This is a genomic window from Arthrobacter sp. ZGTC131, assembly GCF_002929275.1.
Classification (GTDB): Bacteria; Actinomycetota; Actinomycetes; order Actinomycetales; family Micrococcaceae; genus Arthrobacter.
The window spans coordinates 152260-164101 of the sequence record NZ_PJIK01000011.1; the positions used below are offsets into that span (position 1 = coordinate 152260).

General features: G+C 67.4%; 8 protein-coding genes. 6 read left to right on the forward strand and 2 right to left on the reverse strand.

Features of this window, described 5'->3' with window-relative positions; all coding sequences use genetic code 11:
* Window positions 1-95: 95 nt before the first annotated feature.
* The 4 genes from lpdA (at window position 96) to CXQ90_RS14945 (ending at window position 4552) form a co-directional block, all read left to right on the forward strand.
* Window positions 96-1478 carry a dihydrolipoyl dehydrogenase gene (lpdA, locus tag CXQ90_RS14930; RefSeq protein WP_104140163.1) on the forward strand — a complete coding sequence of 461 codons (1383 nt, stop codon included), beginning with the start codon at window positions 96-98 and terminating at the stop codon, window positions 1476-1478.
* 113 nt (window positions 1479-1591) lie between these two features.
* Window positions 1592-3325 carry a 2-oxoglutarate dehydrogenase, E2 component, dihydrolipoamide succinyltransferase gene (sucB, locus tag CXQ90_RS14935; RefSeq protein ID WP_104140164.1) on the forward strand — a complete coding sequence of 578 codons (1734 nt, stop codon included), beginning with the start codon at window positions 1592-1594 and terminating at the stop codon, window positions 3323-3325.
* A gap of 155 nt (window positions 3326-3480) precedes the next feature.
* Window positions 3481-3831, forward strand: a complete 351-nt coding sequence (locus CXQ90_RS14940) for a hypothetical protein (RefSeq protein ID WP_104140165.1) — start codon at window positions 3481-3483, stop codon at window positions 3829-3831.
* A 289-nt stretch (window positions 3832-4120) separates the two neighbouring features.
* A complete protein-coding gene (locus tag CXQ90_RS14945; protein ID WP_104140166.1) occupies window positions 4121-4552 on the forward strand; it encodes an OsmC family protein in 432 nt (143 codons plus the stop codon).
* A gap of 111 nt (window positions 4553-4663) precedes the next feature.
* Here the strand turns inward: CXQ90_RS14945 and CXQ90_RS14950 are convergent, their stop codons facing one another.
* Window positions 4664-8200 (reverse strand): S41 family peptidase, encoded by a 3537-nt coding sequence (locus CXQ90_RS14950; RefSeq protein ID WP_104140167.1) that lies wholly within the window; start codon window positions 8198-8200, stop codon window positions 4664-4666.
* Between the two features lie 74 nt (window positions 8201-8274).
* Here CXQ90_RS14950 and CXQ90_RS14955 point away from each other — a divergent pair, with 74 nt between their 5' ends.
* Window positions 8275-9168 carry a TIGR01777 family oxidoreductase gene (locus tag CXQ90_RS14955; protein WP_104140168.1) on the forward strand — a complete coding sequence of 298 codons (894 nt, stop codon included), beginning with the start codon at window positions 8275-8277 and terminating at the stop codon, window positions 9166-9168.
* Window positions 9169-9182: 14 nt separating this feature from the next.
* On the opposite strand, the gene CXQ90_RS14960 is transcribed toward CXQ90_RS14955, so the two are convergent.
* The gene (locus CXQ90_RS14960) at window positions 9183-10958 is read right to left on the reverse strand and encodes a serine/threonine-protein kinase (protein ID WP_104140169.1); all 1776 of its coding nucleotides are present in this window, start codon (window positions 10956-10958) and stop codon (window positions 9183-9185) included.
* A gap of 141 nt (window positions 10959-11099) precedes the next feature.
* Here CXQ90_RS14960 and lipB point away from each other — a divergent pair, with 141 nt between their 5' ends.
* The gene (gene lipB, locus CXQ90_RS14965; protein ID WP_104140170.1) at window positions 11100-11768 is read left to right on the forward strand and encodes a lipoyl(octanoyl) transferase LipB; all 669 of its coding nucleotides are present in this window, start codon (window positions 11100-11102) and stop codon (window positions 11766-11768) included.
* Window positions 11769-11842: the final 74 nt, after the last annotated feature.

Consider the following 11842-nt stretch of genomic DNA (forward strand, 5'->3'; position numbering starts at 1 on the left):
AAGGGAACCGGCCTGCTGGCATAATCACGCAGAGCAAGTTCCAAGACCAGATGATGCGTACTCTCGTGTCATCATTCACGCGAGGGAGCGTCTAAGTGGCCGATCAGGCAACTGCGCAAGAATTCGACATCCTGGTACTCGGTGGCGGCAGCGGCGGATACGCCACAGCCCTCCGGGCCGTTCAGCTTGGCTTCACCGTCGGCCTCGTCGAAAAGGGCAAACTCGGCGGAACCTGCCTGCACAACGGCTGTATCCCCACCAAGGCGCTGCTGCACTCAGCCGAACTGGCCGACCACGCCCGCGACTCCGCCAAGTACGGCGTGAACGTCACCCTTGACGGCATCGACATCACGGCCGTCAACGCCTACAAGGACGGAATCGTCGCCGGCAAGTTCAAGGGACTGCAGGGCCTCATCAAGTCCAAAGGCATCACCGTCATCGAGGGTGAAGGCAAGCTCCAGGGCACCGACACCGTCGTCGTGAACGGCACCGCCTACAAGGGCAAGAACATCGTCCTCGCCACGGGTTCCTACTCCCGGTCGCTTCCCGGCCTGGAAATCGGCGGCCGCGTCATCACTTCGGACGAAGCGCTGACCATGGACTACATCCCGAAGAGCGTCATCGTCCTGGGCGGCGGCGTGATCGGCGTCGAATTCGCTTCGGTGTGGAAGTCGTTCGGCGTGGATGTCACGATCGTCGAAGGCCTGCCCTCGCTGGTCCCGAACGAAGACGCCACCATCGTGAAGAACCTGGAGCGGGCCTTCAAGAAGCGCGGCATCAAGTTCTCCACCGGCACCTTCTTCCAGGGCGTCGAGCAGGACGACAACGGCGTCAAGGTCACCCTCGTTGACGGCAAGACGTTTGAAGCCGAACTTCTCCTGGTGGCCGTTGGCCGCGGCCCGGTCACGGCCAACCTTGGCTACGAGGAGGCCGGCATCACCATTGACCGCGGATTCGTCATCCCCAACGAGCGCCTGCACACCGGCGTCGGTAACGTCTACGCCGTCGGCGACATCGTTCCCGGTGTCCAGCTGGCCCACCGCGGCTACCAGCAGGGCATCTTCGTTGCCGAGGAGATTGCGGGCCTGAAGCCCGTCATCGTCGAAGACGTCAACATCCCCAAGGTCACTTACTGCGAGCCCGAGATCGCCACGGTCGGCTACACGGAAAAGGGCGCCAAGGAAAAGTTCGGCGAGGACCAGGTCGAGACCCAGGAATACAACCTCGCCGGCAACGGCAAGAGCTCCATCCTGGGCACCGGCGGCCTCGTGAAGCTGGTCCGCCAGAAGGACGGCCCGGTCGTCGGCGTCCACATGATCGGCTCCCGCATGGGTGAGCAGATCGGCGAAGCCCAGCTGATCGTGAACTGGGAAGCCTACCCGGAGGATGTGGCCCAGCTGCTGCACGCCCACCCGACTCAGAACGAGGCGCTGGGCGAAGCCCATCTCGCCCTCGCGGGCAAGGCCCTCCACGGCTAAGCAGCTCCGCAAACAACAGGGCTTAGTGCACCCGGCATGATCCGCAGGGTGCACTAAGCTCGAACAAGCCAGCAATCATCCGCACCAACATTAATAAGGAGAACGGGGACGACATGTCTGAATCCGTTAACTTGCCCGCCCTCGGTGAGAGCGTCACCGAAGGAACCGTCACCCGCTGGCTCAAGCAGGTAGGTGACCGGGTAGAGGTGGACGAGCCGTTGCTCGAAGTCTCCACCGACAAAGTAGACACTGAAATCCCCTCTCCGATCGCCGGCGTCATCGAGGAAATCCTCGTTGCCGAAGACGAGACCGCAGAAGTTGGTGCTCCGCTGGTCCGCATCGGTGACGGCTCGGGCGGCGGGTCCGCCCCCGCTGAAGCCGCACCTGCTGAGGAAGCTCCCGCAGCTGAGGAAGCTCCCGCGGCTGAGGCACCTGCCGAGGAAGCACCCGCCGAGCAGGCACCGGCCGCCGAAGAGGCGCCTGCTGCGTCCGGCGAAGGCCACGAAGTGACCCTCCCCGCCCTGGGCGAAAGCGTCACCGAGGGCACCGTGACTCGTTGGCTCAAGGCCGTTGGCGACACCGTCGAAGTGGACGAGCCGCTCCTTGAGGTTTCCACGGACAAGGTGGATACCGAAATCCCGTCGCCGGTCGCCGGCACGCTCCAGGAAATCCGCGTCAACGAAGATGAAACGGCCGAGGTGGGTTCCGTCCTCGCGGTCATCGGCTCCGGTGCTGCTGCCCCTGCCGCAGCACCGGCTCCGGCCGCTGCGCCCGAGAAGCAGGCCGAGGCTCCGGCACCGGCTGCTGCCCCCGAGAAGCCGGCCGAGGCGCCTGCCCCGGCTCCGGCCAAGGAAGAAGCGGCTCCCGCTCCCCAGGCTCCGGCCGCGGCGGCTGCTCCGGCGGAGGCTCCTGCCGCTGGCGGCGAGTCCGGCTACGTCACTCCCCTGGTGCGCAAGCTCGCTAACCAGCAGGGCGTGGACATCTCCTCCCTTACCGGCACCGGAGTGGGCGGCCGCATCCGCAAGCAGGACGTGATTGCCGCCGCCGAGGCGAAGGCAGCTCCGGTTGCAGCCCCTGCAGCCCCCGCTGCCGCTTCCGCCGCTCCGTCGGCTGCGGCATCGTCGCTGCGCGGCACCACCCAGAAGGCCCCGCGTATCCGCCAGGTCATTGCCCGCCGCATGCGCGAGTCGCTGGATATCTCCACCCAGCTGACCCAGGTGCACGAAGTGGACATGACCAGGGTGGCCAAACTCCGCCTCAAGGCCAAGAACTCGTTCCAGGCCCAGAACGGCGTCAAGCTCACGTTCCTGCCGTTCATCGCCAAGGCTGTCGCCGAAGCCTTGAAGCAGCACCCCAAGGTCAACGCTGCGTACGACGAGGACAAGCAGGAAATCACCTACCACAACGCCGAGCACCTGGCGATCGCCGTCGACACTGACAAGGGCCTGCTGGTTCCGGTCATTTCCGACGCCGGCACCCTGAACCTCGCTGGCCTGGCAGCCAAGATCGCCGACGTTGCGGACCGCACGCGCAACGCCAAGATCGGTCCGGACGAGCTCTCCGGCGGCACGTTCAGCATCACGAACATCGGCTCGGTCGGTGCGCTGTTCGACACCCCGATCATCAACCAGCCGCAGGTCGGCATCCTCGGCACCGGCGCCATCGTCAAGCGCCCCGTGGTGGTCACCGACGAGAACGGTGACGACTCCATCGCCATCCGTTCCATGATGTACCTGTCGCTCACGTACGATCACCGCCTGGTGGACGGCGCGGACGCCGGACGCTTCCTGCAGACGCTCAAGGCCCGCCTTGAAGAGGGCGCGTTCGAAGCGGATCTGGGACTCTAGGCTCCAGGAATTTCGACGGCGGCGGCCGTCCGGGACACGATGGGAGACCACCGGCGGACCGGGCGGCTGCCGCCGTTTTTCGTGCCGGGTCTTTGCATTCCGACCCGCGCCCGGGCTTACTACGAAGCGTAGAATCATCTGGCTAGACTGATGCCATGATAATCGTCTATAACATCATGGTCTTCCTGCACATCGTCGGCGCCGCCATGATCGTCGGCATCTGGATCGGCAACATGAAGAAGCCCACCGTCCACCCCCGGCAGTTTGACGGCGCGGCTCTCCAGATCATCACCGGCATCGTCATGATGGGCCTGATTCCTGCGCTGGACATGGACGCCAACTACTTTAAGCTCGGCATCAAGTTCGCCGTCGCCCTGGCTGTCGGCGTGCTGGCCTTCCTGGGCAGCCGGAAATACAAGAAGGACGAGCCGATCAGCAAGGGCCTGGCCCACAGCGTCGGCGGCCTGGCGCTGCTGAACGTGGCAATCGCCACCCTCTGGAACTGACAGCCCACCTGCCCTCATGACGACGACGGCGACGCCCCCTCCGCGGGGGCGTCGCCGTCGTCGTTCCTGGCGTTCCGACAACTGAGTTCCGATAACTGAGTTTCCGACAACCGCGTTCCGACCGCTGCGCCCGGCGGCCCCCGACCTGCGCCCGGCGGCGTCGTGGAGCCCGGTCATAATCCTCTGACAGCGGACAACCCGTGCGCCGGCGCCGGCTAATCCCTAGGATTGTGCAAGAAGGATCGGGCGTCAGCCAGGTCCTGATGTGAACCCAAGCTAAGGAGTGGACATGGCAGCAACACGCACCGCACACACTGTATGGAACGGCGACCTGATGACGGGTGCCGGCAACACGACGCTCGACAGCTCGGGACTGGGCACCTACGAGGTCACCTGGAAGGCCCGCACCGAGGCTTCAGAAGGCAAGACCAGCCCCGAAGAGCTGATCGCCGCAGCCCACTCCGCCTGCTTCTCCATGGCCTTCAGCCACGCGCTGGCCGAGGCCGGTCACACCCCGGAAGAGGTGCACACCAAGGCGGACGTCACGTTCAAGCCGGGCACCGGCATCACCGGCAGCCACCTGACCCTGAACGCCAAGGTCCCCGGCATTTCCGAAGAGGAATTCCAGAAGATCGCAGGCGAAGCCAAGGTCGGCTGCCCGGTCTCCGGCGCCCTCGCCAGCATCGACATCACGCTGGACGCCACGCTCGCCGCGTCCTGATTTTCCGCCCCGGCTGCTGAGCGGCCGGAGCCGTGCGCAAAAGGCCCTGTTCCCGGCTGGATTCTCCAGACCGGGAACAGGGCCTTTCTGCGGATCAGACAGCGCCGGCGGTCAGCCGTCCGCGGGCTTGCGGGCCGGCAGCGGCTCCGGGCGCAGCCGGCGGTACCCTTCGCGTGCCGGCGGCCGGTCTGTGGGAAGCTCCTGCACCATTTCCTTGAGGGCGCCGATTCCGTATTCCAGCTGCGGGTCGCGCTTTGCCGCGTAGGCGTGCGGCGGGAACGTGACTTCGATGTCGGGTGCAACACCATAGTTCTCGACGCTCCAGCCCACGCCGCCGCCGAACCAGGTGGCATACCGCGGCTGGGTCACCCCGGTGCCGTCGGCCAGCGTGAAGCGGCTGTCGATGCCGACCACGCCGCCCCACGTGCGGGTCCCGATCACCGGGCCGATCCCGCGGAGCTTCGACACCTGGGTGATGATGTCGCCGTCGGAACCTGCGAATTCGTCAGCCAGGATGATGACCGGCCCGCGCGGTGCGTGGTGCGGGTAGGTTCGCGGCTTCTCGCCGCGCGGCATGCTCCAGCCCGTCACCTTGCGCCCGATCAACTCGGCCACGAGCTGGGAGGTGTGCCCGCCGCGGTTGCGGCGCACGTCAACGATCAGCCCGTCCAGTGCCGTTTCGGTGTCCAGATCGCGGTGGAGCTGCGCCCAGCCGTTGGCCATCATGTCAGGGACGTGGAGGTACCCGAAACTGCCGCCTGAGGCCTCCCGGACGGTGCGCCGGTTAGCGGCCACCCAGTCCTGGTACCGGAGCCGTTCCTCGTCCTTGATGGGAACGACGGCGATGCGACGCTGGGCTCCTGCGGCCGTGCCGTGACCGGCTCCGTTGCGGATGGTGAGTTCCACGGCGCGGCCGGCGGCGCCGACCAGCTGCATGGCGGGCGTGAGCGTTTCCGTCAGCCGCACGCCGTCGATCGCGAGCAGGACGTCACCCGCCTTGGCGTGGGCTCCGGGGCGGGTCAGCGGCGACGTTGCCAGCGGATCAGAGGATTCGCCGGCAAGGATGCGGAGAATCTCCCAGCCCTCCCCCGTGAACGCCAGATCGGCGCCGAGGCGTCCCTGGCCGTTGCTGCCGTTCTCCGTCGCGGCTGCAGGCCGGACGTAGGCGTGGGATGTGCCGAGCTCGCCGTGAAGCTCCCACAGCAGGTCCACGAGGTCGTCGTGCGAGCCCAGCCTGTCCACCAGCGGCCGGTAACGCTTGTGGATTGAAGCCCAATCCTGGCCCGCCATGTCCTCGGTCCAGAAGAAGTCGCGCTGCAGCCGCCATGCCTCATCGAAGGCCTGGCCCCAGACCCTGAGGGGGTCCATCAGCACGCGGATCCGCGTCAGGTCAACCTTGACGAGCTGGCCGGACTCCTCATCCGCCTTCGCATCGGAGGGGACCGCCTGGACCTGCTTGTCGTGAACCAGCACCACTTTCTTCCCGTCGCCGGAGAGGCGGTAGCTGTCGAGCGCCTCAACGATCGTGGCGGTCTTCCGCTTGGCGAGGTCGAACCTGACCAAACCGGGCGCCGCGTTCTTGTCCTCAAGGCTGGCCTTGCCGTCACCCGTCACGCCCGAGAGGGGGCTGTCCAGCCACAGCAGGGCGTTTTCGGTGGCCGTCAGTGCCGAGTAGTTGCCTTGCGGGACCGGCACGCTGATGACGCGGTGGGACAGTCCTTCAGCATCCACCGTGACAGGCGCAGGCTGCCCGGCCTGTTCTTCTGCGCTGGCGGGACCTGCGTCCGTTTCAACGGAAAGGTCCACGCTGGGACCGAACGGCGATGCTGTGTCGGCGGCCAGCGCCACCAGGTACGGCTTGATGGGGCTGGGGAAGGACAGGTCAAAGGAGTGTCCGTCGTACACGGGATCGAAACTGCGGTTGGACAGGAAGGCGAGGAACTTCCCGTCCGGCGTGAACGACGGCGATTCGTCGCGGAAGCGGCCGTCGGTCACCTCCACGATCCCGGACTTCCCGCCGGTGACCGGGACAAGCCGCAGGCGGCTGCGTGAGCCGAAGGACGTCACCGGCTCCGACCACGCCAGCCACGCCGAGTCCGGCGACCAGCAAAGGTCTTCGATGCTGCCGTCGCCGATGCTCGTCACAACGGTGACGGTTCCGTCGCGGGTATCAGCGAGGAACACGTCGCCGAAGGCCGTGCCCACCGCCACCCAGCGGCCGTCGGGGCTCGCCTCCATGGCGCTGGCCCGGGAGGGCTTCGGGAAGGAAATCTTCAGGGACGCCGGTGCCGGTTCGGCTGCCGTGCCGGCCGGCGGAGCGGCTTGGTCCTGCGTCTTGGCGGCGGGAGCGACATCCGCCGTCGAGTCGTCGGCCGCCGTCTGCCCCTCGGCCACCGTCAGCCCGGAGCCGTGGCCCACAAGTCCGGCCGCGGACACGGGCAGGGGCAGGTCCATGCCGGAGGCTACGGGCTCTGCTTGGGCCGTCTCAGATGGCGACGTGTCAGACTGCGCCGTGTCGGGTTCCGCCGGGGAATCCGGCATGCCCGGCTGGACTTCCAGTTGCGGGGCGATCTCCTTGATGAAGAGGGCCTCGTCGCCATCAGGATCGGCAACGTAGGCGATGCGGCCGCCGGTAAGGGGACGCGGAAGCCTCGCGCGGACGCCGGGAGTGGCTTCGACCACGCGGGACGGGCCGTCCTTGTGCCGCAGCCAGTGGAGGGTGCCGTGAGCCTCGACGGCGGAGGCGGCCCCAGTGCTGTCCGGTCGGACGTCGCCGAGGTGCTTGGCGGCCTTGAGCATGGCGGGACGCCTGCCCTGTGAGGCGGACCCGAGCTTGATGTCCAGCCGCATGGCCTCGGACGCGAGGTCGGAAAGGATCCACAGCTCGCCCGCGGATTCGAAAATGATCCGCTTGCCGTCGGTGGACGCGTGGCGCACGTAGAAGTCTTCGTGGTCAGTGTGGCGCCGGAGGTCTCCGCCGCCCGGCAGTACAGAGTAAAGGTTGCCGTAGCCTTCGTGGTCCGAAAGGAACGCGATCCGCCCGTCGACCCACATGGGGTCGGAGAGGTTGCCGTCCACGTCCGGGAGCAGCCGTTCAAATTCGCCGTTTCCGTCGGCGTCGATCCACAGCTTCCCGGCGGTGCCGCCGCGGTAGCGCTTCCACCAGGCTGGTTCGCGGGAGAGGACGCTGCCCACGACCACCGGCTTTTCGTCCCCGACCTCAGGCCCGAAGGCCACCGATTCAACCGGTCCGAACGGGAGTTCCTCGGCCCAGCCGCCGTCGGTGGACAGCCGGTAGGCATGCGTGTGGCGGCTCTCCGCCTGCCGGAACGCGCTGGTGACCACGATGTCCCCCGCCGGCGTGAAGCCCTTGACCCTTGTGGTGCTGTGCCCGAAGAAGGTCAGCTGACGGTATCCGCCGCCGTCGACATCAGCGATGACAACCTCGGGCGCCGTTCCCTGCACCGCTGTCCAGACCAGCCGCTTGCCGTCGGGGGTGAACCGGGGATTGCGGGCGGGCAGCTGAAGCGAAGAGACCCGCCAGGCCCGGCCGCCGTCGAGCGGTGCGATCCAGACGTCGTCCTCGGCCACAAATGTGACCAGATCGCCGTGAACATGCGGGAATCGGAAGTAGCTCGAAGAGGTCATCGTTCGATCATAGTCAAAGTCAACACAGGCTTCCGGCAGGTGCTATACCGTGCCGGGGCATGGTGAGATGGATCATGCGCATCGTCATGGCCGGCTCCTCGGGGCTCATCGGATCCGATCTCTCCTCGCGCCTCATTTCGGACGGACATGACGTCACCCGGCTGGTCCGGCGGCCGTCCAAATCGACGGCCGAGGTCCGCTGGGATCCGACGGCGGGCAGCCTTGACCCGGCAACCCTTGAGGGTGCCGACGCCGTCATCAACCTCTGCGGGGCCGGCATCGGCGACAGGCCGTGGACGCGACACCGGATCGACGAACTTTTCCGCTCACGGCTGGATCCCACCCGGACGCTCACGGCCGCCATGCGCCACCTCGACGCTCCGCCGAAAGTCTTCATCAGCCAGTCGGGCTCCGGATATTACGGCGACGCCGGGCAGGCCTTGGTCACGGAGGAGTCACCGGCCGGCGCCGGCATCATGGCACGGATCTGCGTTGAGTGGGAGGCTGCAGCCCGCGAGGCGCCAGCGGACGTCCGGGTGGTGACGCCCCGCTCGGCCGTGGTGCTGAGCAGGTCCGGCGGCGCGCTCGGTCGGCTTCTGCCGCTGCTGCGGGCGGGCCTTGGCGGCCCCCTCGGCAACGGCCGCCAGTATTGGCCGTGGATCACTCTTCCGGACCTCTCCTCCGCCTTCGCTTTCCTCCTGACGTCCGGCCTCTCCGGCCCGGTCAACGTCGCAGCGCCGCAAGCCGCGGATGTCAACACTCTCGTGGCCGAACTCGCCGCGGCGCTCCACCGTCCTGCACTCCTCCGTGCACCGGCGCCCGCGCTGCGGCTCGTCATGGGCAAGCTGGCCGACGAGCTCCTGCTCGCCAGCCAGCGGATGGAACCCGCGCTACTGCAGGGCAACGGGTTCACCTGGCAGCACCCTTCAGTCCGGGATGCCGCACGCTGGGTGGCAGGCGGCTCCTGAAACCGGACACCGGTTCATCCCGCCGGCAGAATGTCGGCAATCCGCCAGATGCCGTTCTCGGCCACCAGGACCAAGCGCAGCCTTAGCCCCGGCTGGGGACGGCTGACGGCAACCACCGTGCCGTTGGCCAGCCGTTCCTCGTAACCAGACGTCGCCGACGTCACCGCAACCACCGCTCTCGTCCCCGTGCTTTCCGGCAGGGTCCGGACCGAGGTGACGCTGGTACTGAACCCGGCCAGGACGCTTCCGGAATCCTGAAGCCGTGCGCTGATCCTGCCGTCGGCCTCCGCCGCCGGAGAGTTGCGTGCATTGACCTCTGCCAGCAGGTCCGGCTTTCCCTCCCTGAGGGCCATCGAGCGCAGCCAAGCGAGTCCCGTGACCGCTTCAGCGGGACTCCCCGACCGCAGCTGGTTCCGCACGGCATCCGGAACTGTCGCCGATCCCGGAGCGGGTCCGGCGGCCGGAGCAGTATGGACCACCTGCGGGCGGCCGGTCTGGCTTCCGGCGAAATCGTGCGGCAATGGAACCCACGGCACCAGCAGGAACGCCCCGGCCAGGGCGGGTGCCGTGAGAATGCCCGCCATGGCGACTCTGCGACGACGACGACGACGGGCCGGACTTTCGGTGACGGCCCGCCTGGAGGATAAGTACTGGCCGTCCGTCGCGGCCCGCCTGGCACGGCGGCGCGGCCCGGCGGGCTGCTCCGGCCCCGTCACTTCGGCCATCGCGTCGGCGGCAGGAAAGCCGGCGGCAGCCGGCACCGGCTTCCGGGACTGCCCGACGGCGTTGCCACCTCCACGCCGCAGCCCGGCGGCCAGAATCAGCGGGGAAGTGGACAGACGCCGCCCCCAGGCCAGGACGCGTTCCCGGTGAGGGCCACCGGACGGCGGACCCTGCCGGCGCGTCAGCAGTTCGGGCAGAACCGTCGCGTGCACAGAGCGGGACAGGTCCACGGGGACGGCACGGGCGCTGCGGTAGATGGCGGTGGCGAGATCGCCGGCTGCCGGCCGCCGCCTGCGGTCCTCGCTCAGTCCCGCCTCCAGGGCCGCCGCTAGTTCGGCCGGAACGTCCGGGACGAGCACCGAAAGCGGAGGCCTGTCGGCTGCCGGCAGGGGTGGCTCGCCGGTGAGGCAGTACCAGCCGAGCGCGGCCGCCGCATAGACGTCGCGTTCGGGCTGGAGTCCGGCCCGGACGGCATCCACCGGCGCGGGATCGGTGAAACCGTCAGTGCCAAGGTCCGGGACGCCGGAGGGGTCCCCTACCATCCGCGCCACGCCGAGGTCTGCGAGCAGCGGTTTGCCGTGCGCGGAAAACAGCACATTTCCCGGTGAGACGTCCGAGTGGGTGAATCCCCTGCCGTGGAGGTAGCTGAGAACCTGCGCGATGGGCGTCAGGACCGTCACCGTCTCGCCGACGCTGAGCCTTCCGCGGGCGTGGACGAGCTGACCCAGTGAACCCCCGGCGGCATAGTCAATGAGCAGCCCCAACCTGCTGTTACCGGGTTCACCGATCCGAACGACGTCGTGGACCTTGACCAGGTGCTCATGGTCAAGGACGGACATGATCAGGATCTCCCGGCGGAGGTCTTGCTCAGGAATGGTTCCGGACTCGGCGGCACGCCGGCCAGCGCCTGCCCCCAGGCATTTCAGGGCTAGCATCCGGCCGGTCGCTTCCTCGGTCACCAGCCACACCCCGGCGCTCCCGCCACGGCCCAGCCAGCGGCTCACCTGGTAGCCGGCCACTGTCGGTTCGCCGGCGGAATACTCAGCGTCCTGCCCCACCTCGTCCATGGCTTAATGACTACCGGAAACGGAAGCATCCTGCAGAAGTTATCCACAGGGCGCTGCGAGAAGAGGGCGGCCTGCCCCGGCCCGATGAGAGCTTGGGCACAGTCGCGGGCAGGATTGCCCCCGGGGTCTAAGCTGGATGCCATGACTCTTGAGTTCACACAGCTGGGTCTCGCCCCGGAATTTGTGGATTACACCCACGCCTGGGACCTCCAGCGCGAAATCCACGAGAACGTCCTGGCCGGCAAGGCCCCCAGCACAGTACTCCTGCTCGAACACGCCGCCGTTTACACCGCAGGTAAACGGACGGAGGACCACGAGCGCCCCTTTGACGGCACCCCCGTGGTCGCGGTGGACCGCGGCGGCAAGCTGACGTGGCACGGCCCCGGCCAGCTCGTGGGCTACCCCATCATCAAGCTGAAGAACAAGGCCGGAATCCGGGACTACGTCGAGCGGCTCGAGGCCGTGATCATCGCTGTCCTCGCGGACTACGGCATCAACGCCGTCCGGATCAGGGGCCGTGCCGGAGTCTGGATCACCGAGGATGACAAGGGCCCCGATCGCAAGATCGCGGCCATCGGCATCCGGGTCCACGAGGGTGTGACCATGCACGGGTTCGCCATCAACTGCAACAACAATCTCGCCCCGTACGGACAGATCATCGCCTGCGGAATCACCGATGCCGGGGTGACCACCATCGCCCGGGAGATCGGCCGCGACGTGACCCCGGCCGACCTCGTTTCGCGGATCACTGAAGAACTGCGCAAGAATGAAGACGCCCTAGTTGCAACCCCCGAAGGAGCTCTACTGTGACACTGGCACCAGAAGGCCGGAAGATGCTGCGCATTGAGCAGCGCAATGCGGCCACCCCGGTGGAGCGTAAGCCG

What these genes read in the sequence shown, in the direction of transcription:
- sucB (WP_104140164.1), top strand. Translation starts at nt 1,592, where the DNA reads ATGTCTGAATCCGTTAACTTGCCCGCCCTCGGTGAGAGCGTCACCGAA.
- CXQ90_RS14940 (WP_104140165.1), top strand. Translation starts at nt 3,481, where the DNA reads ATGATAATCGTCTATAACATCATGGTCTTCCTGCACATCGTCGGCGCC.
- CXQ90_RS14945 (WP_104140166.1), top strand. Translation starts at nt 4,121, where the DNA reads ATGGCAGCAACACGCACCGCACACACTGTATGGAACGGCGACCTGATG.
- CXQ90_RS14950 (WP_104140167.1), bottom strand. Translation starts at nt 8,200, where the DNA reads ATGACCTCTTCGAGCTACTTCCGATTCCCGCATGTTCACGGCGATCTG.
- CXQ90_RS14955 (WP_104140168.1), top strand. Translation starts at nt 8,275, where the DNA reads ATGCGCATCGTCATGGCCGGCTCCTCGGGGCTCATCGGATCCGATCTC.
- CXQ90_RS14960 (WP_104140169.1), bottom strand. Translation starts at nt 10,958, where the DNA reads ATGGACGAGGTGGGGCAGGACGCTGAGTATTCCGCCGGCGAACCGACA.
- lipB (WP_104140170.1), top strand. Translation starts at nt 11,100, where the DNA reads ATGACTCTTGAGTTCACACAGCTGGGTCTCGCCCCGGAATTTGTGGAT.